The organism is Sphaerisporangium sp. NPDC051017 (assembly GCF_040683095.1).
In the GTDB taxonomy this organism is placed as follows: Bacteria; Actinomycetota; Actinomycetes; order Streptosporangiales; family Streptosporangiaceae; genus Sphaerisporangium.
The window spans coordinates 1-24,023 of the sequence record NZ_JBFBCI010000091.1; the positions used below are offsets into that span (position 1 = coordinate 1).

General features: G+C 69.8%; 20 protein-coding genes and 1 pseudogene. 9 read left to right on the forward strand and 12 right to left on the reverse strand.

The window, feature by feature from the left end; translation table 11 throughout:
* The 4 genes from AB0M95_RS38225 to AB0M95_RS38240 form a co-directional block, all read right to left on the reverse strand.
* Positions 1 to 595, reverse strand: a 595-nt coding sequence (locus tag AB0M95_RS38225; protein ID WP_363775798.1) for a ricin-type beta-trefoil lectin domain protein, incomplete at its 3' end; no start/stop codon positions are given.
* Between the two features lie 24 nt (positions 596 to 619).
* A complete protein-coding gene (locus AB0M95_RS38230; RefSeq protein ID WP_363775801.1) occupies positions 620 to 1,099 on the reverse strand; it encodes a ricin-type beta-trefoil lectin domain protein in 480 nt (159 codons plus the stop codon).
* Between the two features lie 368 nt (positions 1,100 to 1,467).
* Positions 1,468 to 3,237 carry a M1 family metallopeptidase gene (locus AB0M95_RS38235; RefSeq protein WP_363775804.1) on the reverse strand — a complete coding sequence of 590 codons (1,770 nt, stop codon included), beginning with the start codon at positions 3,235 to 3,237 and terminating at the stop codon, positions 1,468 to 1,470.
* Between the two features lie 34 nt (positions 3,238 to 3,271).
* Positions 3,272 to 3,463: a hypothetical protein gene (locus AB0M95_RS38240; RefSeq protein ID WP_363775807.1), complete on the reverse strand. Its 192-nt coding sequence runs from the start codon at positions 3,461 to 3,463 to the stop codon at positions 3,272 to 3,274.
* A 241-nt stretch (positions 3,464 to 3,704) separates the two neighbouring features.
* Here AB0M95_RS38240 and AB0M95_RS38245 point away from each other — a divergent pair, with 241 nt between their 5' ends.
* Positions 3,705 to 4,196, forward strand: coding sequence for a GntR family transcriptional regulator (locus AB0M95_RS38245; protein WP_363775809.1), 492 nt, complete (start codon positions 3,705 to 3,707; stop codon positions 4,194 to 4,196).
* A 183-nt stretch (positions 4,197 to 4,379) separates the two neighbouring features.
* Here AB0M95_RS38245 and AB0M95_RS38250 read toward each other — a convergent pair whose 3' ends face one another.
* Positions 4,380 to 4,916, reverse strand: coding sequence for an NUDIX hydrolase family protein (locus tag AB0M95_RS38250; protein ID WP_363775812.1), 537 nt, complete (start codon positions 4,914 to 4,916; stop codon positions 4,380 to 4,382).
* Positions 4,917 to 4,982: 66 nt separating this feature from the next.
* Positions 4,983 to 6,119 carry a TetR/AcrR family transcriptional regulator gene (locus tag AB0M95_RS38255; RefSeq protein ID WP_363775815.1) on the reverse strand — a complete coding sequence of 379 codons (1,137 nt, stop codon included), beginning with the start codon at positions 6,117 to 6,119 and terminating at the stop codon, positions 4,983 to 4,985.
* A 140-nt stretch (positions 6,120 to 6,259) separates the two neighbouring features.
* Between AB0M95_RS38255 and clpX the strand changes: the two genes are divergently transcribed.
* The 3 genes from clpX to AB0M95_RS38270 all read left to right on the forward strand — a co-directional run bounded on the left by clpX (position 6,260) and on the right by AB0M95_RS38270 (position 10,789).
* On the forward strand, positions 6,260 to 7,552 hold the full coding sequence (clpX, locus tag AB0M95_RS38260) for an ATP-dependent Clp protease ATP-binding subunit ClpX (protein ID WP_363775853.1): 1,293 nt from the start codon (positions 6,260 to 6,262) through the stop codon (positions 7,550 to 7,552).
* A 349-nt stretch (positions 7,553 to 7,901) separates the two neighbouring features.
* Complete coding sequence (locus AB0M95_RS38265; RefSeq protein WP_363775818.1) at positions 7,902 to 8,096, forward strand: hypothetical protein; 195 nt, start codon at positions 7,902 to 7,904, stop codon at positions 8,094 to 8,096.
* Between the two features lie 245 nt (positions 8,097 to 8,341).
* Positions 8,342 to 10,789 carry a M14 family metallopeptidase gene (locus AB0M95_RS38270; RefSeq protein WP_363775821.1) on the forward strand — a complete coding sequence of 816 codons (2,448 nt, stop codon included), beginning with the start codon at positions 8,342 to 8,344 and terminating at the stop codon, positions 10,787 to 10,789.
* A gap of 180 nt (positions 10,790 to 10,969) precedes the next feature.
* On the opposite strand, the gene AB0M95_RS38275 is transcribed toward AB0M95_RS38270, so the two are convergent.
* Positions 10,970 to 11,584, reverse strand: coding sequence for a TetR/AcrR family transcriptional regulator (locus AB0M95_RS38275; RefSeq protein ID WP_363775824.1), 615 nt, complete (start codon positions 11,582 to 11,584; stop codon positions 10,970 to 10,972).
* Between the two features lie 545 nt (positions 11,585 to 12,129).
* Here AB0M95_RS38275 and AB0M95_RS38280 point away from each other — a divergent pair.
* Entirely contained in the window at positions 12,130 to 13,158 is a 1,029-nt protein-coding gene (locus AB0M95_RS38280) for a hypothetical protein (RefSeq protein WP_363775827.1), read from the forward strand.
* A gap of 199 nt (positions 13,159 to 13,357) precedes the next feature.
* On the opposite strand, the gene AB0M95_RS38285 is transcribed toward AB0M95_RS38280, so the two are convergent.
* Positions 13,358 to 14,608, reverse strand: coding sequence for an FAD-dependent monooxygenase (locus AB0M95_RS38285; RefSeq protein WP_363775830.1), 1,251 nt, complete (start codon positions 14,606 to 14,608; stop codon positions 13,358 to 13,360).
* A 72-nt stretch (positions 14,609 to 14,680) separates the two neighbouring features.
* Here AB0M95_RS38285 and AB0M95_RS38290 point away from each other — a divergent pair, with 72 nt between their 5' ends.
* Positions 14,681 to 15,283 carry a TetR/AcrR family transcriptional regulator C-terminal domain-containing protein gene (locus AB0M95_RS38290; RefSeq protein WP_363775833.1) on the forward strand — a complete coding sequence of 201 codons (603 nt, stop codon included), beginning with the start codon at positions 14,681 to 14,683 and terminating at the stop codon, positions 15,281 to 15,283.
* 646 nt (positions 15,284 to 15,929) lie between these two features.
* On the opposite strand, the pseudogene AB0M95_RS38295 reads toward AB0M95_RS38290, so the two are convergent.
* Positions 15,930 to 16,521, reverse strand: a pseudogene (locus tag AB0M95_RS38295) (XRE family transcriptional regulator).
* Between the two features lie 117 nt (positions 16,522 to 16,638).
* Here AB0M95_RS38295 and AB0M95_RS38300 point away from each other — a divergent pair.
* Positions 16,639 to 17,274, forward strand: coding sequence for a class I SAM-dependent methyltransferase (locus tag AB0M95_RS38300; RefSeq protein WP_363775836.1), 636 nt, complete (start codon positions 16,639 to 16,641; stop codon positions 17,272 to 17,274).
* Positions 17,275 to 17,388: 114 nt separating this feature from the next.
* Positions 17,389 to 20,601, forward strand: a complete 3,213-nt coding sequence (locus AB0M95_RS38305; protein ID WP_363775839.1) for a BTAD domain-containing putative transcriptional regulator — start codon at positions 17,389 to 17,391, stop codon at positions 20,599 to 20,601.
* Here AB0M95_RS38305 and AB0M95_RS38310 read toward each other — a convergent pair.
* The 3 genes from AB0M95_RS38310 to AB0M95_RS38320 form a co-directional block, all read right to left on the reverse strand.
* Complete coding sequence (locus AB0M95_RS38310) at positions 20,589 to 21,944, reverse strand: serine hydrolase domain-containing protein (RefSeq protein WP_363775842.1); 1,356 nt, start codon at positions 21,942 to 21,944, stop codon at positions 20,589 to 20,591. The genes AB0M95_RS38305 and AB0M95_RS38310 overlap by 13 nt on opposite strands.
* Positions 21,945 to 21,987: 43 nt before the next feature.
* Positions 21,988 to 22,248, reverse strand: coding sequence for a hypothetical protein (locus AB0M95_RS38315; protein ID WP_363775845.1), 261 nt, complete (start codon positions 22,246 to 22,248; stop codon positions 21,988 to 21,990).
* Between the two features lie 75 nt (positions 22,249 to 22,323).
* Entirely contained in the window at positions 22,324 to 23,517 is a 1,194-nt protein-coding gene (locus AB0M95_RS38320) for an FAD-dependent oxidoreductase (RefSeq protein ID WP_363775848.1), read from the reverse strand.
* Between the two features lie 309 nt (positions 23,518 to 23,826).
* On the opposite strand from AB0M95_RS38320, the gene AB0M95_RS38325 reads away from it, so the two are divergent.
* A partial coding sequence (locus AB0M95_RS38325) for a sigma factor (RefSeq protein ID WP_363775850.1) occupies positions 23,827 to 24,023 on the forward strand: 197 nt, incomplete at its 3' end.

The window sequence follows — 24,023 nt, forward strand, 5'->3', positions numbered from 1 at the left end:
ACGACCTGATACCCGTCGCGTCCATCACCGTGCCCGGGTTCGGCGGGTTACCCCACCCCATGTACAGGTACGGCGCACCGGCCATCTTGCCGGGGGTCGTGCCGCCGCCGCTGGGCAGCGTCCAGTTCTGGGCGGCGGTGCCGTTGCAGTCATAGAGCTGGAGGGGGGTGCGGTCGGCGGAGTTGCCGTTGGTGGCGTCCAGGCACTTGCCGAGGGCGCGCAGGGAGCCGTTGGCGCCGGTGGTCCAGGCCTGGGCGACGGTGCCGTTGCAGTCATAGATCTGCACCTTGGTGCCGTTGGCGCTGTTGGCGTTGTCGACGTCCAGGCACTTGCCGAGGGCGCGGATCGTGCCGTCGGAGCCGGTGGTCCACTGCTGGGCGCCGGTGCCGTTGCAGGTGTAGAGCTGGACCTGCGTGCGGTTGGCGCTGTTGGCGTTGTCGACGTCGACGCACTTGCCGCCGATGCCGGTGATCTGGCCGGTGGCGGCGTAGGCGGGGGTGACAAGGCCGAGGCCGGCCACGATCAGGGTCAGGGACGCCAGGAGGGCGCCTGTGAGCAGCCTGGCTCGGCTACGTGCGGGGTTTAGGCGTTTCATGGGGGGTGTTCGCCATCCTTCTATTTAGTGCAGCGTCCAGCGCTGGGCGGCGGTGCCGTTGCAGTCCCAGATCTGGAGGGGAGCGGCGGAGTTGCTGCCGGTGGCGTCCAGGCACTTGCCGAGGGCGCGCAGGGAGCCGTCGGAGCCGGTGGTCCACCGCTGGGCGGCGGTGCCGTTGCAGTCCCAGATCTGCACCTTGGTGCCGTTGGCGCTGTTGGCGTTGTCGACGTCCAGGCACTTGCCGAGGGCGCGGATCGTGCCGTCGGAGCCGGTGGTCCACTGCTGGGCGGCGGTGCCGTTGCAGTCCCAGATCTGCACCTTGGTGCCGTTGGCGCTGTTGGCGGCGGCGACGTCGACGCACTTGCCCGCGATGCCGGTGATCTGGCCGGTGGCGGCGTAGGCGGGGGTGACGAGGCCGAGGCCGGCCACGATCAGGGGCAGGGGCGCCAGGAGGGCGCCTGTGAGCAGCCTGGCTCGGCTACGTGCGGGGTTTAGGCGTTTCATGGGGGGTGTTCGCCATCCTTCTATCTAGAACTTAAATTAAGCAGTGGAAAAAGCGCACGCCTCCCTTCGGTGGGGCCCTCCTGTCGGATCGAGCGGGCGGGCTCAACTGACAAGAAGGTTTCTTATTAGTTCTTGCTGGGATTTAAGCTCCCTTAGTGCCTGCGGTCAAGAGACCATCGCTGGTTGCCGCCCGCGAAGCAGTCCCAGATCTGCACCTGCACGGTGGCGGCCGGCCGTGCGGCGTGTCCCGGGGCGGATCCTCGCCCATCGCTCGACCAGGTGATCGGCGACGGGACGCTCGTGCCCTACGGGGCCGGGGAGCTCGGTGAGTTCCTTCATGTGGGCGAACATCGGTGACCTCTCAGGGCTCAGAGGTGGTCCGGGTCGATCCCCAACTTCGACATGCGCGACTTGACGACGTTGACGGCGATGGGGTGGTAGCGGTGCCGGTTGGCCACGTAGCAGGAGACGGCGCGCTCACGCGTGACCGGGTTGCCGACGAGCTCGTCGTAGAGGGGCTTGAGGAAGCGCATCCGGCCGACCGAGGCGACGAACTCGAGCGAGGCGTCCACGGCCGGGGCGTAGCCGCTGCGCAGGCCGAGCAGCAGCCACAGCCACCTGATCTCGAGATTGGAGTGCGTGAGCAGGCCGAAGCGGTCGTCGAGCTCCGCGAGGAACTCGGGGCTCTTGGGCGCTTCGAGCTGTCCGACGTACACCAGCCACTGCTCGGACCGCCACTGACGGGCGTCCTCGCCGGTGGGCGCCTGCTGGCCGACCGCGCGCACCTGGTCGAGGAGGACCGACCGCGCGCGGGGGCCGGCGGCCGGGAGGCCGCTGGCGTACAGCCACTCCTCGTAGTCGAAGCTCTCGGTGAGCTCGCGACGCGCGAAGACGAGGAACTCCTCGGTGGTCACGGCGGAGAAGGCGTACCGCTCGAAGAAGAGCCGGATGAACGCGTCGAACCGGTCGCGCCCCACGGATTCCTCAAGCGCGCGGACGAAAAGGTAGCCCTTCTCGTGCGAGACCCAGGACGAGGTCGTGTCGGGGTCCTCGCCCGCCAGCCGGCGGCGGAGCTTGAGGTGTTCGGGGCGGTCGGCGAAGTAGACCAGGTCCGCTTCGAGTTCGACGCGGAGCAGCGCGGCGTTCAACTCGGACACGTCGCGGCCGTGCACGGACTCGGTGATACGGCGCTCGCCGTACGTGGCGAAGCCCTCGTTGATCCAGAAGTGCTCCATCGACGCGGCCGTGAGCATGTTCCCGCTCCAGTGGTGGGCGAGTTCGTGGCTGAGCACGTCGACGAGGGACCGGTCCCCCGTGATGAGCGTGGGGGTCAGGTAGGTCAGTTGCGGGTTCTCCATGCCGCCGAAGGGATAGCTGGGCGGCATCACGACCAGGTCGGCGTTGTCCCACGGGTGCGGCCCGAACAGGGCCTCACCCGCCTTCAGCAGGGTCTCGACCTCCGCGAACTCGAACGCCGCGGCCTGGATCCGGTCGGGCTCGGCCCAGATGCGGGTGCGCGGGCCGATGACCGCGGACTCCACGTGCCCCACCAGCAGCACGACGAGGTACGGCGGCATCCCCTTCGACGCGGAGAACGTGAAGGTGCGCCGTCCCGCGTCGGCGGGCCGGGAGCCGACCGAGGTGGCCGACATCAGCGCCGTGTACCCCTCAGGTACCGTCACCTCGGCCGTGTAGGTCAGCCGCGCCGACATGCTGTCGTGCAGCGGGATCATGGACCGGGCGTGGATCGTCTGGCACTGGCTGTAGAGGAAGTGGTGGGCGCCGCCGGAGGTCTGCGCCGGACTCACCCACTGCAGGGCGGTCGAGTCGGGGGACGTGGCGTAGGCGATCGTCACCTGGTCGGCGCCGCCGGGCAGCGTGAACGTGAGGGGTTCCCCGAGCACGTCGTCGTGTTCGCCGAGCTGGAAACCGACCGACTCGCCGCCAGGGCCGCGCACCGAGGCGATGTCCAGCGCCCGGGTGTCGAGCGTGACCTGCGCGGGTCCCGGCCGGTCGAAGTGGATCCTCGCCGAGCAGTCGAGGCGGTACGCGGCGAAGTCGACGTCCACCGCCCAGTCGATATGCCGGACGCGCGGCTGGTCGTCGGTGAGGTGGGAGTGCGGGTCGGGTCGTGTCACGTTGATCTCCGTTGATGCCGTGTGCGGATTCGGGTCACTCTGCGGTGCCGAACCAACCTGGTGTGGACAGGGAGGCGATGAGCTGCCGGGTGTAGTCGTGGCGGGGGTAGCCGACCACGGCGAGGTTGAGGGAGATGAAGTACAGCGCATCGGCCGCAGGATCCAGCTGCGCTCCCGGGATGCCGAGGATCTGCGACACACCCTGTGCTGCCAGGGACTCCGCCAACAGGTCTCCCGTTCGCAGGGTTCACAATTCCGTCAAATATTTATAATCGTTATAGTTGATATAATGAGTAAATCGATTGCATGTCAAGAGTGGATGTGGTGCGTAAGATCGATGAGCAACTCGGCGGCCGGCGTGATGTCCGGGCAGGGGGTAGGGAGTGCGATGGCGGCATCAGCGAGAGCCGCCGGTCCTGCAGGGACGGACGGCGCCGTGACGTTCGACCGCGCGCAGCACGGGATCGGTGGTCGGCTCGGTCGTTGAGCAGGTGGAGCGCATCATCAACGAGCGGCGACTGCCGGCAGGCTACCGTTTCGGTACGAAACAGGAACTGTGCGAGCAGTTCGGGATTGCCCCTGCGACGCTCGGAGAGGCCTTGCGTGTCCTGAGGGGGCGAGGCGTCATCGAGGCACGGCCAGGACCGGGCGGCGGTCTGTTCGTCACCGAGCGCTCTCCCCTGCTACGACTGGCCCACAGCGTGATGCGACCACGAGAGCACGGAGCCACGGTCAACGAGGTGGTCGCCGTACTTGACGCATTGGATGAGGCGGTGATCAGTGACGCCGCCGTGCACCGAACCGACGAGGACCTGAAGGACCTCGATGACTTGATGGAGCAAGTCGCTGCCGTCTGGCATGACCCGTGCACGCCAACTGGAAACCGCACCGCCGCATTGCTGAGACAATGCGGTACTGCGCGTCTTCTACCTGAACCTTGTCGACTACATCGAGAGTGAACTGACGGGCGGCCACCGCTCAAAGCCTTCTCGGATGTGCCGGGTTCACCCCCGACTCGGCGGATCGCCTGGACATGCATCGCGCCATAGTCGAGGCGATCCGCTCCAGCGACCAAGAGCAGGTGCGATCGGCAGTGCTACGTCACCGCACGCTTGGCCGCTGGCGTCGACCCTGTCGAACGGTCAAGGAAGCCTGCCCACGTGGGCGAGCGCCTGCTTGAGCAGCAGGCCCTGCCCGCCGGTCATCTCCCCCTGCACCTGCGGGGAGGCGGCCTCCTCCGGGGTGAACCAGATGAGGTCCAGCGCGTCCTGCCGGGGACGGCAGTCGCCCGCCACGGGCACGATGTAGGCCAGGCTGACGGCGTGCTGGCGCGGGTCGTGGTACGGCGTGACGCCCGGGGTCGGGAAGTACTCGGCGATGGTGAACGGCTGCGGCGAGACCGGCACGTGGGGCAGCGCCACGGGCCCGAGGTCCTTCTCCAGGTGACGCACGAGCGCGTCGCGCACCCGTTCGTACAGAAGGACGCGGCCGGAGACCAGGGCGCGGCTGATGGTGCCGTCCGAGCCAATGCGCAGCAGCAGGCCGATGCGGGTCACCACGCCGGTCTCGTCCACCCGGACGGGCACGGCGTCGACGTAGAGGATCGGCATCCGGCCCCGTACCGTCTCGAGCTCCTCGGGAGCGAGCCAGCCCGGTGCGGTTTCGGTGGTTTCGGTCACGCACCGATCGTACTTCGCCCGGGCAGGCCCTGAGGTCGCACCGGGCAGGCTATGAGGACGCGGGTGCTAGTTCTGGCGCCGCGCCCGGGGCCGGCCGGGCGGCGCGGGGGAGACGGCGGCCGACGCGGCCGCGTGGCAGGCGCCCCGGCCGTCGGCGCGGGCGGCGATCCGGCCGCCCGCGACGCGGACGGCCGTCTCGGTGGAGTCTCCGGCCGAGGGCACGCCCGCCGCCGCGGCGACGGCGCCGGACTCGTCCAGCACCACCCGCAGGCGCGGCCACGCCGCGGGCGGGAAGGACTCGCGCAGGCAGCCGCACAGGTCTGTCACGACCAGCCGCGCCAGCGGCGCCAGCTCGCCCGGGTCGCCGGTGACCATGACGGCGGTGATCTCGGCGCCCGGCGGCGCGGCGCGCACGGCCTCCTCGACGGCCTCCAGCCGGTGCAGCCCGAGGATCGCCACCACGCCGTCGCCCCCGAGTCGCGCGGGCTCGCCACGCACCATGTCGATCGGCCCGGCGGTGCCCGGCGAGGGGGGATTCCACGGATCGTCGGCGGGCCGCGCCGGGGGGACGGGCGGCGTGATCGGCCACCCGCCGCCGAGCTCCGCGCCCACGAGCCGCTCGCAGACGCTGACTACGTCGAACGGCTCGATGAAGCCGGGCGCGGCCGTGGCCATCTGGGTGGCGCCGTGCAGGGTCGTGAGCGCGGCCTCGGCGACGCGAACCTGGCGGACCGGCGGCGAGCCCGGCGGGGCCAGCCGTTCGAGCGCGAGCCCGAGCAGGATCGCGTCGAGCTTCATGAGCTGCGCGAACGGGCGGCGGGTGCGCTCGTCGGCGAGGATCTCGGGCATCAGGTCCATGGCGAGGCGGGCCGCGCCGGGCCCGTCGTCGGTGGCGAGGGGGAGCCGGCCGACCCAGGCGCGGGCGAACGCGCCGAGCGCCGTACGGGCATCACGGGCGTCACGGGCGGCCTCGGGACCCGGGGCACGCGGCTCGCGCACGGCCAGCTCGGCGAGGACGGCGAAGTACAGCGCCCGTTTGCCGGGAAAGTTGGAGTACACGGCGCCGCGCGTGAGACCGGCGCGCTCGGCGATGCCGTCGATCTTGGCCTCGCGGAAGCCCAGCTCGGTGAACTCCTCCCTGGCCGCGGACAGCACCCTGGCGCGGTTGCGCTCCTGCGACTCCGCCCTGGTCAGCCTGGCCATCGGTCGTCCCCCCTTTACACGTCCCCGTGTTTGCCGTCCGGCGCGATCCAAGATACCGTGACCATCCGAATGTTGAGACCATATGATCACACCATGTGAGCTCAGAGGAGTCCGGCCCGCTTCCCGAGGAGGTTTTCCGAGTGGCACGCATCGGCGGCGACGGCGACCTGCTGTGCTCGTTCTGCGGCAAGAGCCGCGGACGGGTCCGCAGGCTGATCGCGGGCCCGGCGGGCGTCTTCATCTGCGACGAGTGCGTCGAGGTCTGCACCGAGCTGATCGAGGACGAGCTCGGCGAAACCGCCGAGGGCGCGCCGGAGGCGCCGAAGCCGCGGGAGATCGACGCGTTCCTGGGGCGGTACGTCATCGGCCAGGAAACGGCGCGCATGTCCTTGTCGGTGGCGGTCTACAACCACTACAAACGCGTTCGCCCGGTGCCCGGCCGCGCCCGGCGCACCTCCGGTGACGACGAGGGCGTCGAACTGGGCAAGTCCAACATCCTGATGATCGGCCCGACCGGCTCCGGCAAGACCCACCTCGCGCGCACCCTCGCCCGCATGCTGGACGTCCCCTTCGCGATCGCCGACGCCACCGCGCTCACCGAGGCCGGGTACGTCGGTGAGGACGTCGAGAACATCCTGCTCAGGCTGATCGAGGCCGCCGGCCACGACATCAGGAGGGCCGAGACCGGCATCCTCTACATCGACGAGATCGACAAGATCGCCCGTAAGGGCGAGAACCCGTCCATCACGCGGGACGTGTCCGGCGAGGGCGTCCAGCAGGCGCTCCTGAAGATCATCGAGGGCGCCACGGTCAGCGTGCCGCCACAGGGCGGCCGCAAGCACCCGCATCAGGAGTTCATCCAGATCGACACCAGCCAGGTGCTCTTCATCGCCGGCGGGGCGTTCGAGGGCCTGGAGACGATCATCGAGCGGCGGGCGGGGCGCACCCGCGCCGGGTTCGGCGCCGAAATCCGCCCCGGGCCCGCGAGGGGCGAGCAGCACGTCTTCGCCCAGGTCACGCCGCAGGACCTGCTGGAGTTCGGCCTGATCCCAGAGCTTGTGGGGCGGCTGCCGGTGCTGGCGGCGCTCCGGCCGCCGGACCACGCGGCGCTGACGCGCATCCTCACCGAACCGCATGACGCGCTCATCAAGCAGTACCAGAAGCTGTTCGCCCTCGACGGCGTCGAGTTGGAGTTCACCGAAGACGCCCTGGCCGCGATCGCCGACCAGGCTCTGCAGCGCCGCACCGGCGCCCGGGCGGCCCGCGCGATCCTCGAAGAGGTGCTGCTCAACGTCATGTACGAGGTGCCGAGCCGGGACGACGTCGCCCGCGTCGTGATCACCCGCGACACCGTCCTGCACAACGTCAACCCGGCCCTCATCCCCCGCGACCGGCCGGGCCGCGACCACGAGCGCCACGAGAAGACCGCCTGACGGGGCACGGTCGGCCGGCTCCGGGCGGGGGAGGGGCGACCCTCGTTGGGAGGGGCCGTGACGGAACATGATCAGGGCGGCAGGTGTGGCGGCCGGTGGAATGTCCCGGTCTGATGGCCGGGGAAGTCGGCGGGAAAGAGAAATCGGCGCCGCACATTCGACGAGATCGTGTACTCCGACGGGTGGTCGCCGCGTGCGCGAAGCGACGGTTCGGTCCGCGTGCGCGGCGAATGGTTACGCGCCACGAGGTGAATTCCGAGGTGCGCGCCGGGGCGAATTCGGCGCGTGAGCGGCGGCGAATTCGGGGCGCATGTGGCGGCGAATTCGCCTGGCCCGCAGAGCAGGGGCGATGGCACCGCGAACGTACGACGGCACGTACGGCGGTCGCGTGATGGACATGCGGATGACGCGGATCATGGTGGTCCGTGTGGCGGCTGTACGGGTCGCCCGATGGTCGTCCGGCGGCTGCGCGCGACCGGATCTGGACCTGTCCTCTGACTTCACGCCCCCGCCCTGCCCGTCGGCGCGGGCCTTCTCCGTGTGACAACGCGTCTCCGTCCGGCCACGTCGATCCCGGACCGTGCCCCCGCCGTGCGAGGGGCGGCGACTCGCCTCTATCAGAAGCCGTCGAATAAGTACATAAATTTCGTATAAACATTGACTGGCGGCGTATGTGAGTATTTGAAACCTTGACGAAGATCCTCCCTTTGGCAACAATTCTTGCCGATTGCGTACTTTCTGCCGGGATGACCCCCTACCCCGGTGTGGTGCGCCTACTGGAGGAATCTCATGAGGACTTCTCTCAAACGCAGGAGGGCCGGCCTCATCGTCGTGGCCCTCTCCCTCCCGGTGGCCTTCTCCCTGACCTCACTTCCGGTTCTCGCCCAGCCGTCCCCTCCCGCCAGTGAGGTCGTGCCGGACCGGCAGCCGAGCACCGAGCAGAACGGCGTCGCGCTGCTGCGCGTCGTCGTCCCGGACCAGGACGCCCTTGACCGGCTGAACTCCATGGGCCTCGACCTCGCGGAGTACAAGAAGCCCGTCGCCGACGGCATCGAGGTGCACGCCGTCCTGAGCCCGCGGGAGGCCCAGGACCTGCGCGAGAAGGGCATCGACGTGCGCGGCGCCATCTCCGACCAGAGTGACGCGGCCGCCAACATGGCCGAGCGGCGCTCGGCGATCGCGGAGTCGAAGGCGGCGCAGGCGGAGGTCGACAAGCTGACCGTCCTGCGCGCCGAGTGGTTCACCAGCCTCGACGACCAGCGCTTCCTGTCCGTCGAGGTGAAGTCGAGCGCCACCGACGCCGAGACCGTCCTCACCGCCACCTGGGACAGCGGCAAGGGCACGCCCCCGGACTCCGGCGGCACCGCCGCGATGTCGCGCTTCACCGACGCCGGCCAGTACATGTACCACCGGTTCAACACGCCGCTGAACATCGCCCAGACCCCCACCAAGGTCACGATCACCAGCAACCGCGGCGGCACGATCACCGTCCCGGTGTCCAAGTGGCTGGGCGCGCCCCGCAAGGCGCCGGGCAAGCACTACATCGCCGACTTCGTGGACCACTACATGGACCCCACCGAGGTCACGTACCGGATGACGACGCTGGCCCGGGAGTTCCCGAAGCTCTCCCAGATCATCGACCTGCCGTACAAGACGAACGGCTACCGTCGCCAGGCGCAGGCGCAGTTCGGCACCGTCGCCGCGAGCACGTTCTACGTCAGCTCGAAGGTCTACGGCCACGAGGGCGGCAACGACATCGGCGTCGCCCTGGTGAGGCCGGCGACGCCGAACGCCGCGCTCGGCGTCGCGGTGACCGGCAAGGACGTCGTGGTCAATCTGGCAACGGACGCCTCCGCAGCCGTGAGCAGCACCGCCCGTCAGGTCGCCGACGCGCTCAACGCCGACGCCGCCTCCTCCGCGCTGCTGAGCGCCGCGACCTACCGGGGCAACGCGGGAGCCGGACTGGTCGCCGCCGCGCCCGCCACGCGGCTCACCGACAACCTCAAGGCCCCGCAGTCGATCGCCCGCGCCTCATTCCAGATGAAGGCGCTGCGCATCGGCAAGAAGCGCGACGGCTCCAAGACCGGCGTCTTCCTGTACTGCCAGGAGCACGCCCGCGAGTGGGTCACCCCGATCACCTGCGTCGAGACCGCCGAGCGACTCCTGCGCAACTACGCCAGGGACAACGCCACCAGGAAGCTGGTCGACAACCTGGACATCTTCATCCTGCCGGTGGTCAACCCCGACGGCGCGCACTACAGTATGTACGACTACAACTTCCAGCGCCGCAATATGACCGACCACTGCGGCCCGGAGCGCTCGGACCCGGCGGCCCGCAACGGCTGGGGCGTGGACATCAACCGCAACTTCTCGGTCGGCTCGTACTTTGACGGGTACAGCGGCGCCTCCGCGAGCTGCTCCAGCGACACCTACGCCGGTCCGGCCGAGTTGTCGGAGCCCGAGTCCCGCAACGAGGTGTGGCTCACCCACCAGTACCCGAACATCAAGTTCGCGATGAACACCCACTCCTACGGCGGCTACTTCATGTGGCCCCCCGGCGCGTACAAGGCCGCGGGCCGCGAGCTGCTGCCGCGGGTCGACTTCGGCACCGAGGAGTACTTCTGGCAGGCCTCCAGCCACATCCTGTCCGCGGTGCAGTCCTGGCGCGGCACGGCGATCTGGCCCGGCCGCACCGGCCCGGTGCCGGACGTGCTGTACTCGGCGGCGGGCAACAGCGCCGACGAGCACTGGTTCAACCGCAACATCATCGGCTGGGACTTCGAGGTCGGCGCGGACGTCTACAACGCGACGACCAAGCAGTTCGAGCCGGTCGGCTTCCAGCCGCCGTTCGCCGAGGGCCACGAGGAGGCGATGGAATTCTCGTCCGGGCAGATCGCCATCCTGGAGGTCGCCCGCGCCTTCGCCGACGATGACGACCGTCCCAAGTCGGACCTGAAGGTGACCGGCCGGGCGCCCGGCTCCACCACGTTCACCTTCACGATCGACGAGCCCGCCAACGTGTACTACACGCTGGACGGCAGCCGGCCGACGCTGAGCTCTCCCAAGCTCACCGCCGCGGCGATGCGCGAGGGGGCCCAGCAGCTCACCGTCGACAAGACGACCGAGGTCCGCTGGTTCGCCGTGGACATCGCCGGCAACGTCGAGCGCGGCTACCGGCCGGACGGCCACGCCGACAACTACCGCAAGGAGAGGGTGGAGGTCCGCAGGACCCGCTGACCCTCCGCCTGGCACGCGAGGCGGCCGCCGGTCACCCGACCGCCGGCCGCCTTTCGCGTTCTTCCAGCACACCCGCTGAACGAATCTACAATGTAAAGGCGTCCGGCTCGGGCGGCGCCGACCACTCGGATCCGGGACGGCGTGGTGGGTCGCCCGCGCTGAGCGGCAGGTGGACCGCGTTCAGGGCAGGCGAGTGAGTGCGTCCTCCAACGCCGCCCGCGCGCCGCGCAGGGCGAGACGGAGCTGGTCCGGTGTACGGCGGATTTGGGCCAGCAGGAGGCCGCCCTGGATTGCGGCCATGGTGAGGTCGGCCAGCTCCGTCACGTCCGCGTCCGGACGCAGCTCGCCCGACTCCTGCATCCGGCGCAGGCCCGCGATGAGGGGGGCCTCCCACCGCGCGAAGGCGTCCACGAACGCCTGTCGGGTGAGTTCGTCCTGGCCGCTGAGCTGGCTGGCCAACGAACCGATCGCGCAGCCGCCCACCGCGTCCTGCCGTGTCCCGTTGGCCACGATCGCGTCGAACCAGCGGTCGATGCCGGCCAGTGAGTCGACCTCCAGGAGCAGCGGTTCCTGGGCGGCCAACACCGTGTCCACGGTGGAATGAACCACGGAGCGGATGAGATCGTCCCGGTCGTCGAAGTAGTGGTAGAGCTGGCTGCGGCCGACCCCCGCGGCGCGTTCGACATCGTCCAGCGTCACCGCCGCGACACCGCGCTGCTGGATGAGGTCTGCTGCCGAATCGAGGATGCGCTCTCGGGTCGCGCGACCCCGCGCGGTGGTCGGTTTGTGTCCCATGGAGCCTCCTCCGTGTTTTGTATCTCACAGTACAGAGTTTTTGTACTTGCTGATACAGTCTGGCACAGACCTTCTGTACTGAGCGATACAGTCCGCGGCGGCGAGGTGGAAGGAGGACCGTGTCCGCCATCCCACCCGTCCAGCTCTCCGTGCTGGACACCACGATCATCGGCCGCACGCCTGAGTCGGCGTTCGCCGAACCGGCTCGTTCCCCCAGCCGCACCCCTACGAGCAGGTGTATGTGTCCAGCGCGTCCTTCCAGTTCGCCACCCGGACGGCGGGCGCCGGCAACGTGCCGCCCGGCACGCCGGTGTACTCACCCGCGCCGGGCAGCGCCGCGGTCTCGTAGCTGGAGCTGCCGGCCCGTGCTCGGCCAGGAACGTTTCACCCCGTCCGGGACCGACCCGCGCAGCGAAGCGCCGCATGGACCGACACCTCCCGGGCTAGCCCGGCGCCATCGGCACGCGCTCGACGGCCCCCGCGGGCCGCCGGGCGCCCCGTCCTGCCCGGGACCCTCTCCACCCCGAACGACCGAAAGGAAGACCATGTCCCCCTACCGAACCACCGGGCTGCGGCGGCGCGCCGCCACGCTCGGCCTCGCCGCCCTGCTCGCCCCGGTCGCCGCGGCCCCGGCGGCCCTCGCGACCCCGGCCCCGACCGCGGTCCTGGCCACCACCCCGACGCATCCCGACCACGCTGCCGGCACCCGCCTAGGCGACGTGCGCGTCCTCGCCCACTTCGACCGGGCCGCGGGCCAGGTCGCCGAGAGCATCGCCCTGGAGCCTGGCGGCGACGTGGTCATCGGCATGATCCCCGCCCGCCAGGTGGTGCGGGTCGCGCAGGACGGGGCCGTCCAGGTTCTCGCCACCATGCCGCTACCTCCGGGCGGCGGCACCACCCCGGTCATCGGGACCCCCGTGGTCACCGGGGTTGCCCGGTCGGACAGCGGCGCCGTGTACTTCCTCTACTCCTCCGGGCAGGGCGGGCTGACCGGGATCTGGCAGCTCCGTCGCTCCGGCGAGCCCCGGCTCGTCGTGCCGCTGCCTGCCGACACCTTCCCGAATGCACTGGTCATCGACGGCAAGCGGGACCGCTTCCTGGTCACCGACTCCACCGGCGGGCGCATCTGGCAGGCCCCGCTGCGCGGCGGCGAGGCCTCCGTGTGGTCGGCGGACCCGGCCCTGGCACCCCGTGGCTTCTTCGGCGCCAACGGCATGAAGATCCACGACGGCGCCGTGTGGGCGAGCAACTCCGACCACGGCACCATCGTCCGCATCCCGGTGACCAAGGACGGCGGCTCCGGCCGCGCCGAGGTCCGCGCCACGAGGCTGGAGGGCATCGACGACTTCGACTTCACCGGTCGGGGCACCGAGATCCTCGCCGCGATCAACCAGACCAGCAAGCTCGTGCGGATAGGCGCGGACGGCGCCCAAGAGACCCTGCTGGACGCCGAGGACGGCATGCAGGGGACCACGGCCGTCGCCGTTCAAGGAAATCGGGTTTATGTGACCAACGGCGCCAACCTGGCCGGGAACGACCCGACCCTGATGCTCGCGGAGCTGCAGCGGCGCTGACGCGTCCCCGCGGGATGGGCCACCCCGAGCGGTGGTCCATCCCGAGGCGCCGCGAGTGGACCACCGGCGCGGACCACATCGCCGTCAGGTTGATTTGAGATGATCACGGTGTGGCGCGAGGGGATCTAGCGGACAGGAAGTGGTCTCGACTGGAGCCGTTGCTGCTGGCAGGTCATCAGCCCCCGATGTCCGGCCGCTTTCAGACGGCGCTGATCGGAGCCGGGTTCTCGGGGCGCCGCCAGCTGCCGCCGCGATCCTCCTTCGAAAAGCGCGCGGCGAGGTCGGGGACGTGCAGGAAGCAGGCCAGCGCGGTGGCGGCCTGGAAGGCGTCGATCGCACGCTGGGTCCTCGGCATGCCCAGGCGCAGGAGGCGCGGATTCACTTCGCCCTGGATCTCGTCGACGAAGGGCCGCAGCACGCTGTCGTAGTTCGCCAGTGCGGTCGGCAGGTCGTCCGGGTGCCGGTTGATCTCGCCTGCCAGGACATGGGCGCCGACCAGGCCGCCGGAGATTCCCATGCCGCTGTAAGGGGAGGCACAGTGGGCGGCGTCGCCGGCCAGGACCACGCGGCCCTTGGACCAGGTGTCGGTGCGAACCTGGACGATCTCCTGGGAGTAGAAGAAAGGGCTCGTCTGCATGCCGTCGATGAAACGCTCTGTCTGCCAGCCCGCGTCGCGGAACCTGCTCGCCCAGAACTTCTGCTGGCGCTCGACGGATTCCCGGTGGATCGCCGAGGCCTCCTCGGACTCCTCCCGCATCACGAAGTACACCTGGGTCTCGGTCGGGTTGTGGCTGCGGCGCATGATCTGACGGCCACCCGGGACCATGTAGGTGTCCCGGATGTTGCTGTCGGACGCGATGCGCGGGATGAACCAGTAGGCCATGTGGATGCCGACCCGCCAGTACGGGTCGCAGCCCGCAGGGAGGATCGCCTGCCGGATGCGCGATCCCTGCCCGTCCGCGCCGACCAGGAGGTCGAACTCGCCGGAGGACCCGTCGGAGAAGTGCGCGATGACCTTCTGTTCGTCCTGGTCGAAGCCGTCCACGCTCACGCCGAAGACGTACTCGGTGTCGTCCTTCGACGCGTCGTGCAGGATGCGTACCAGGTCACCGCGCATGATCTCGTACTCGGAGGTGAGAGTCTGCCGGCCACGGCCGGAGGTGTTGGCCATGATCGTCGCCTTGGTCCTGCCGCGCGCGTCGACGAAGGCGACACCCGCCTCGTCCACCAGCTTGCCGCGGACGGCGTCAAGAAGCCCCATCCGCTCGACGGCCTCGATGCCCTGCCCCCGGAGGTCGACCTGCGCCCCGGTGGCCCGCAGCGCCGGAAAGCGTTCGACGACGGTTACCCTGTGGCCGCCCCGCGTGAGCCAGAAAGCCAGCGCCTGGCCTGCTATCCCGCCGCCGGCGACAAGGACCCGCAGGGGGTGCGCTCCCGATCCGTTTGCCATGCCCATCACCCCAAAAATCTATCAGTGAATGATTCCTCTCCAGAGTCATCTATCAGTGATAGATTTGTCAACGTGACCAAGGTGAACCGTGAGATCGTCGTCTCCGAAGCGCTCGATCTCCTCGACGAGGTCGGGCTGGACATGGTCAGTACGCGGCGGCTGGCGAAGAGGCTGGGCGTCGAACAGCCCTCGCTCTACTGGTACTTCCGCACCAAGAAGGACCTCCTCGCCGCCATGGCGGAGGCGGCAATGGCACCGCATGCGGCCGCCCCGCTGCCGATGCCCGACGACGACTGGCGCGACTGGTTCCTGGATAACATGCGAAGCTTCCGGCGCACCCTGCTGATGCGCCGGGACGGCGCACGCCTCCACGCAGGTAGCACCCCTGCCAACGACCTCGACCGGATCCGCCGCAAGATGGACTTCCTGGTCACCTCCGGAGTGCCTGAGCGGGACGCGCAGATGGCGATGCTGGCCGCCGGCCGTTTCACGGTCGGCAGTGTCCTGGAGGAACAGGCGGACGCCGGCTCCGGCGACGGCTCGGATCCACCGGCGGACATGCCTGTGATCGACTACGATTCGGCATTCGAGGCCGGCCTGACCCTCATCTTGGACGGCCTGGTGCACCGCACCGCAATGCGGAACCCGCCTCCCCGTCGGCAAACGAGCGTTTGACGACAGGCGCCAGGCGCATCCAATGAACCCAGACCCTCGCCGCTGCCGGCGAACTCCAGCGTGATCTCCAGCGCGAACTGACCTACGACGGGCTACGGGCCGCCGGGGCCAAGGGCAGCAAGGGGGCCGCCGCCCTGCCATCCCCGCCGGGAAGACCGACGCCGTCCGCACGGCGTACCTGGAAGGCCGTCCCATCGCGGCCCTCGCGCGAGTCACGTTTCGGGACTGCTGCCGATACCGTGCTCGCCTGCGAGCAACTGCCGACGTGGGCCGGGGCACATCTGACGCGCCGGGCCCGGACCACCGTGGCGGGTGAGCCCAGACGTCCAGCATGTCCTCGGCCGCGCGTCCCGCACCTTCGCCGAATGGGCGGCGCGCGACATCGCCGCCTTCAGGTGACCGCCCATCGGACGGGTCCCTCAACCGTCGCGGGGGAGTGGTGAGGACTCGTCTGCGCGAGGAGGCCGCGGAAGGGCCGCGACCGGCACGGCGGTCTCGCTTGGCTGCGAGCCCTGGTTAGAAATCTACAATGTAAAGGCGCTCGATTTAGGCAACAGACCAACATAACCATCCCTAAAACCCATCAACAGGACCGAGGTTCAGGGCTCGGCGGGGACCTCGGGCGGTCGCCGGGGTGTGGGGGGTGTCACTTGGTGGTGGGGCGGGCGCGGACGTGGATGCGTTCGCCTTGGGGGCCGAAGATGATGAGGAGTTCGGCGGGATGGGGGCCCGCGCTGGTGAACGCATGGGGGATGTGGGTGTCGAATTCGGCGGCTTCGCCGGCGGTGAGGACGAGGTCGTGGTCGCCGAGGACGAGGCGCAGGTGGGCCGGAGAGGACGTAGAGCCATTCGTGTCCCTCGTGGACCTGGGGGTCGAGGGGGGCGTCGGGGTCTTTGGGGGACGGGATGATCACTTTGTAGGCGTGCAGGCCGCCGAGGTGGCGCGCGAGGGGGATGAAGGTCCTGCCGTTCCGGGTGACCGGGCGCATGTGGACGCGGGGGTCGCCGGTGGCGGGTGCGCCGACGAGCTCGTCCAGGCGTACGCCGTGGGCTTTGGCGAGGGGGAGCAGGAGTTCGAGGGTGGGTTTGCGTTGCCCGGATTCCAGGCGTGACAAGGTGCTGAGGGAGATGCCGGTGGCCTGGCTGAGCTGGGCGAGGGTGATGTCGCGTTCGTGGCGGAGGGCCCGCAGGCGCGGGCCGACGGCGTCGAGGACGCCGGTGAGGTCTTCGTCGGCCATGTTTCATTTGCCGGTCTGGCAAGTTCCTTTGTCAAATGGGCGGGGGTGAGCGGACCATCGGGGTGAACGCGGGGAGCGCGGTGAGTGATCCCCGGTTTCCAACGAGAGAGGTGTCCGATGGGTGAGGATCTGGCCGATGCGGCGCGGCATTGGGACGCGCGGTACGCGGAGCGGGATCGGGTCTGGAGCGGGGATCCGAATGTGATGTTGGTGCGTCAGGTGGCGGGGTTGCCGGCGGGGAGGGCTTTGGATCTGGGGTGTGGTGAGGGTGCGGACGCGGTGTGGCTGGCCGGGCGGGGGTGGCGGGTGACGGCGGTGGACGTGTCGGCGGTGGCCTTGGAGCGGGCGGCGGCGCGGGCCGTGGAGGCGGGGGTCGGGGGTCTGGTGGAGTGGCAGCGGCGTGATCTGGGGGTGTCGTTTCCGCCGGGGGTGTTCGACCTGGTGTCGGCGCATTTCCTGCATTCGTATGCGGAGTTGCCGCGGGAGCGGATTTTGCGGTGGGGTGCGGCGGCGGTGGCGCCGGGTGGGGTGTTGCTGGTGGTGGGGCATGCCGGGCCTCCGCCGTGGGAGGCGGAGGCGCGTCCGGGGGTGAGTTTGCCGACGCCGGGTGAGGTGCTGGCCGGTTTGGATCTGTCTCCGGGTGGGTGGGAGGTGGAGGTGTGCGAGGAGTATGAGCGTGTCCAGCTCGGGCCGGACGGTCGTCCGGGGACGCGTGTGGACAATGTGCTGCGGGTGCGCCGCCTGCCGGGGTGAGGGTCACCTGTGCTGGCCGGTGGCGGTGGTGCCCTCGGTTTGCAGGGCGCTGAGCTGCCGGTGCTCGGACGTTGATTGTCAGGTGATGCGTTGTTGTCTGACAGACTCCTGGCCATGGCGAATGCGGCCGAGTCGCGGGGCGCTGGTGGATGGGTGCGTGTCGGCGTGCTCGGTTCTCTGGTGCTGGACACCGCTGCGGGGCCGACGCGGGTCGGGGGTGCGCGGCTGCGGGTGTTGCTGGCTCGGCTGGCGTTGGACGCCGGGCGTGCCGTCCGGCCGGCGTCCTTGGTGGAGGCGCTGTGGGGTGAGGCGGTACCGGACGCTCCTTTGCACGCGTTGCAATCGTTGGTGTCCCGGTTGCGGCGCGTCCTGGGTCACCCTGGGCTGCTCACCTTGGGACCGGCGGGGTATCGGCTGGCGGTCGAGCCGGACGCGGTCGACGCCGTCCGGTTCGAGCGGTTGGCCCGTGCGGGTCGGCGTTTGTACGCGCGGTCCCGGCCTGCCGAGGCTGCCGCCACGTTGCGCGAGGCCTTGAGCCTGTGGCGTGGTCCTGCCTTGGCGGATGTGCGTGAGGCACCGTTCGCCGCGGCCGAGGCCGAACGGTTGGAGCGGGCCCGGTTGGCCGCCTTGGAGGATCGGGTCGAGGCCGAGCTGGCGCTGGGTGCGGACCTGGAGCTGGTCGGCGAGCTCGAGTCGCTGGCCGCCGTGCACCCGCTGCGCGAGCGGCTGCATGCCCAGTTGATCCGGGCCTTGGCGGTGAACGGCCGGGGCGCCGAGGCGCTGGCCGCGTTTCAGCGGATCCGTGGGCTGCTGGCGGATGGTTTCGGTAGTGATCCCGGGCCGCATCTTCAGGAGGCTCACCTGGCGGTGTTGCGCGGTGAGCTTCCGCGGTCCCGCCGGTCGCGTGGCAATCTGGACGTCCCGCTCACGAGTTTCGTGGGCCGTGATGACGATGTCCGCCGTGTGGTCGACCTGCTCGGTCGTGCTCGGCTGGTGACCTTGGTCGGTCCGGGAGGGGCGGGCAAGACCCGGCTGGCCAGTACCGTCGGCCGGGAGCTCGCGCCGTCCGGTGGGGTGTGGTTCGTCCCGCTGGCTCCGATCGGCGCGGAGGATGTGCCTCGTGTGGTGTTCGACCTGTTGCGGGTGCGCGACGAGGGTGTGGCGCCGCGGCCTGTCACCCCGGAGGCGGTGCTGGATCACTTGGTCGAGACGCTCGCGGACGACGATCTGGTGCTGGTGTTGGACAACTGCGAGCATGTGATCGAGGCCGCCGCGGTGCTCTCCGGGGCTCTTCTCGGCCGGTGTCCGAGGCTGCGGGTGCTGGCTACGAGTCGCGAACCGCTGCGGATCGATGGGGAGATCTTGCATCCGGTGCTTCCGCTGGAGCTGCCGGAACCGGGTTCGACGGCGGAGCGGGCTCGTGCCTGTGCGGCGGTCCGGTTGTTCCACGATCGGGCCGTCGCGGTGCGGCCGGGTTTCGCTCTGGAAGGCAGCGTGTTGGCGGCGGTGGTCGAGATCTGTCGTCGTCTGGACGGTCTGCCGTTGGCGATCGAGTTGGCGGCGGCGCGGTTGCGCGCCCTGCCGGTCGAGGCGGTCGCGGCGCGGCTGGACGATCGGTTCCGGTTGCTCAGCGGGGGCAGCCGTATCGCGTTGCCGCGGCATCGGACCTTGAGTGCGGCGGTGGCGTGGAGCTGGGATCTGCTCGACTCCGACGAGCGTGCGTTGCTGGAACGGTTGTCGGTTGTGCGCGGTGCCTTCACTGAGGAGGCGGCGGAGGCGATCGGCCGGTTGGGTGATGTCCGGGGGCTGCTGGCGGCGTTGGTCGACAAGTCCCTGCTGCACCTGGTGGAGCCTGCCGACCCGGTCGAGCCGCGGTACGGCGTGTTGGAGACCATCCGGGAGTACGGCCTGGAGCAGTTGGCTCGGCGTGGTGAGGTCGCCGAGGTGCGCGGGCGGCATGCCGGGTTCTTCGTGAGGCTGGCCGAGACCGCGGACCCGTATCTGCGTACGTCCGACCAGTTGCGCTGGCTGGTGCGCCTGTCCGCGGAACGGGACAATGTGTCGGCGGCGATCCGTTGGGCGGTCGAGTGCGGCGACGCGGATCTGGCGGTTCGGTTCGGTGTGGCGCTGTGCTGGTTCTGGTTTCTGCGGGACTTTCCGCCGGAGTCACTTGACCTGCTCGGCAGGGTGCTCCAGGTGCGTGGGTCGGCCGAGCCGCGGGCGCGCGGGCTGGTGGTGGCCGCGCATGCGCTCGCCGCCACTGAGGCCGTCGGGCCGGACGAGGTGGGAGCGGTCTTCGATCGGATCCGGACGGCGTTGGCGCGCGTCGTCCCCGGTACCCATCCCATTGTGGAGATGGCCCGTTTGGCGCTCGCCATTGGCGCGGGAGGCGATCGAGAGGTGTTCGCTTTCGCGGACGGGCGGACGGATCCGTGGTGGCGGTCGCTGGGTCTGATGGTTCGGGGTGTGCTGGCCATGAACACTGGGCATGTCGCCGAGGCGACGGACTTGCTGTCGCGTGCGCTGACCGGCTTTGAGGAGCTCGGTGAGCGGTGGGGTCTGGCGATCACGTTGAGCGCTTTGAATTCGGCGTTGATGCGGTCTGGTGAGCCGGCCGGTGCGCCCGCGCTGTCCGAGCGGGCCACTCGGTATTTCCGTGAACTGGGTATGCCTGAGCACACCATGGAGAACGAGGTGGCGTCCGCGTTGTATCGGGTTCAGGCCGGTGACGTGGACGGCGGGCGGCGGCGACTGGCGGAGTTGCTCGATCAGGTGGAGCGGGGCGGTTCGGCGGAGTCGCGGACTCAGGTGCGCCTGGGCTTGGCGCGGTTGGAGTGGAGGGCCGGGCGGCCGGGGCCGGCTCGCGAACACGCGCTGGCCGGTTTGGCCGTGGCGCCACCTGGCCGGTCGACCACGCCGCATTTGACCGCGTTGCTGCTGGGCGTGCTCGCCCTGGTGGACGTCGCGGAGGGATTTCCGGACGAGGCGGTGCGCCGGCTCGACCACCCGGCGGTGCGCTTGACGCTGACCTGGCATACGCCGGTCGCGGCGTCGATCGCGGTCGTGGTGGCCGCGATCGAGCTGTGCCGCGATCGGCCGGGGCGGGCGGGACGGCTGCTGGGGGTGGCCACTGTGCTGCGGGGCTGGGCCGATCTCGGCGATGTCGATGTGCGGGTGATCACGGAGCGGGTCACGGCTGCTCTGGGGGGCGCCGGGTTCGCGGCCGCGTACGCCGCGGGTGCGGCGATGTCGCGGGCCGAGGCCGAGGGCCTGGTGTCCGCGATCATCGCCGCGCTCGGGGCCGGCCGTGCCGGTCAGCCGGCGTGAGCTGCGGTCGGCGTGGGCTTGCCGAACATGGTGCAGGTCACGGCGGTCTGGAGCGCGTGGGCGGCCTTGGCGATCTTCGGGTCGGCTTCGAACTCGGCCCAGGATTCCGTCGCGATGAGGACGGTCGCCGTGCGGTTGCCGGTGCGGTCGGTGAGGTTGGTGGTGAGGTAGCCGGGCATGCCGCCGTCGTGGCCCCAGAACGTGCCGCATGGGGTGGTTCCGGTCTGGATGCCCAGCCCGTAGCCGGGTCCGTCCGGTTGCCGTGGGTCGATCGGCACTGTGGTGCGTAGCTGTGCGAGCTGGGCGGCGGGTAGCAGTTCGCCGGACATCAGTGCGGTGTGGAACCGGGACCAGTCCTGGGTGGTGGACACCACCGCCCCGGCCGGCCCGCCCCATCCGGGGTCGTTTGCGGAGACGTTCACGTGGCCGTGGTGGCGTGGCCCGGCGAAGTGCCTGTACTCGGCCGGCACGCCCGGTGGCATGTGGGTGGCGTCCGGTTCGTAGCCGTGGGCGTGGGGGGCGCGCCAGGTGGAGTCCGTGGCGTAGTAGGTGTGGTTGAGGTGGAGCGGTCGGGTGATCCTGTCCTGGACCAGGTCGGTCAGGTTCGCTGCGGTGACCCGTTCCAGGACGGCGCCGATGGCGGCGTAGCCGGTGTTGCTGTACGACCATTTCGTGCCCGGTGCGAACAGTGGATCGTGTTTCGCCCCGATGGCGAGCAGCTTCGCCGGGGTCCACCGCCGCCGATCTTTGCCGAGTATCGAGGGCCGGATCGCGGCGTCGTTGGTGTAGTCGAACAGGCCGCTGGTGTGGTTCAGCAGCATGCGCAGCGTGATCGCTTTGCCGTTGGGTACTTTGCCTGGCAGCCATTTCTCCACCGGGTCGGTCAGGGCGAGCTTGCCCTCTGCGACCAGTTGGAGTACGAGTGCGGCCATCATGGTCTTGGTGTTGGATCCCATCCGGAATTCGTCCCGCGCTTTGAGCAGGTGGTCGGGTCTGGTCCAGGTGGCCTGCTCGGCGATCTCGATCGGCCGGCCGTGGCCGTCGTCGACCCGTACGATCACGCCGGGCGCCCCGGCTTCCACCAGTTCGCGTGCCAGCTGCTGTAGCTGGGCGCGCTGTGCCTTGGTGGCGCTCCAGGTCGTGGACGGCGTGGCCGCGGCGGTGGCCGGGAGCGCCGCGGTCACGGTCAGGCTCGCGGCCAGCGCCGAAGTTGTGAGCGTGCGCGGCCAGCGTGGCCGCACCGCGCGATCAGATGACAAATCATGGTGGGACATGACCGGTTCCTCGGGGTGATAGGTGACGCGGACGACCTCACCTTCCAGCCCGCCGCTCACAAACCGCACACATGACGCTGTCAGCCATCCGACCGGTATCGCGACCGCTGTGTCAGATGATTTCGAGGTTGGCCATCATTCCCATGTCCTCGTGTTCGGCGTTGTGGCAGACGACGTCGGCGCCGGCCGCGTGTCGGCGCAGGCCGTCGTAGTCACCGCTCAGATATACGCCGGCGAACACCGGCTGACCGGCGATCGCGGCCATGTGCGCGCTGACGATGGCCCGTAAAACCCACCCGCTGAGCCTCGTCCGGTGCGTGGCATCGGATCGGGCCGGCATGGCCGGGCGGAACCTGTTGGCTGTGGGCTCCATGAGGCGTCCTCCTCCCTTTGTTCTCGGTTCGCGATCGCCCATGACGCCGGTGACGGGGACCCGCGCGATGGTGATTTACCGCGGCTTACCGGCGCGTGTGGCGGTGGCCGGCTGCTCAGGACGTGGACCGCCCTTGAACCAGAGCAGGGAACCCGGCTTGCTGGCCTCGCGGCGGATCTTCGACACGCCGAGCTTGCAGGTCGTCTCCTTGATCGCCGCGCCTAGGCGGCCGCCGACGTAGACGTTCACCGCGGTGTCGTCCTTGCGGGCGAGCTGTCGTATGCCGGCACGCCGGCCGAGGCTGGCACACGCCCCCGAGAAGGCCAGGCTGATCACCGCGGGTTCGGTTCCGGCGATGCGGCTCAGCATGGTGTCGGCGGCCTGCGCCCCGAGCGGCCCGGCGGCGTAGCAGCTCATCCGCAGCGGCCGGCCCGATGGTGCGGCGGCGTCCCCGGCCGCGACGACGCGGTCGTCGTCGACGCTGGTCAGCGTCTCGTCGGTGAGCGGCCGGCCGAGCTCGTCGGTGCGCAGCCCACTCGCGGCCGCCAGCTCCGGCACGCCGAAACCTGCCGCCCAGATGGTCAGTGCGCTCGCGCGTACCGCGCCGTCGGCAAGGACGACCGCGTCCGGCCGGACCTCGGTCACCATATTGGCCTCGAGCACGGCGGCACCGTGCCGGGACAGCCACTTGGCGATGTATCGGCGACCCGGCGCGCTCACTGTGGGCGCCAGGGTCGCGCCGCACACCAGCGTGACCCTGCGTCCTTGTTCGGCCAGTTCGGCGGCCGTCTCGATGCCGGTCAACCCGGCGCCGACCACGGTGACCGGAGCATCGGCAGGCAACTCGTCCAGCCTGGCGCGCAGCCGCCGCGCGGACTCGAATTCGGCGATGGAGACGGCGAATTCGGCCGCGCCAGGCACCGATGACGGTATCGGGCCAGTGCTGCCGACCGCGTAGATGACATGGTCGTAGTCCAGCGCGCGGCCCGACGCGAGCCGCACCGTGCGGGCGGCGGTGTCGATGCGCGTGGCGCTGTCGACGACCAACTGGATGCCTTCGCCCAGCAGCGTGCCGTAGTCCACCGTGGCCACGCCGGTGCCGGCCACGAACTGGTGCAGCCGGATTCGGTCGACGAACTCCGGGCGGGGATTGACCAAGGTGATGTCGACGTCTTCGCGCATCCGCAGATGGTTGGCCGCGAGCGTGCCGGCGTAACCGCCGCCGATGACGACGACCTTGTGGGGTGTGTGGTGTCCGGGCGTGGGCATGGCGAGGTTTCCCTTCTCGATCTCAGCATTCGAGGCTTGCGACCCGATGGGGTTGGCCCTTCATGGGTTGGTCCTTCATCACGAAGTGGCCGGCGCGGGGACGATCACTCGTTTCGACTCGGGTCTCGACGGGCGATCCGCGTACCCGCCGGGGCGGCTACTGCGTGCTGGATGGTGTCTCACTAGTCCGACAACACGACACCTCGGAATGTGAGGTGAATTGTGAGGCGACGCGCCGGCCTCACAGTTCACGGCGCTGTCTTGTCGAAATTGGTAAGGGAAGATGCGACCAAGGGAGTCGGCGACACCATGACCATCCAGTCCGGGCCAGGAGGCGGCCCGCTCGATCCGAGCCTGGCCGTGATCATGAGCGAGCGGCGTCAGCTGATCAATCTGGCGTACCGGCTCCTCGGCTCCCTGGCCGACGCCGAGGACGTCGTGCAGGAGACCTACGCCCGCTGGTACGCCATGTCCCGGGAGCAGCAGGACGCCATCGCATCCCCCGG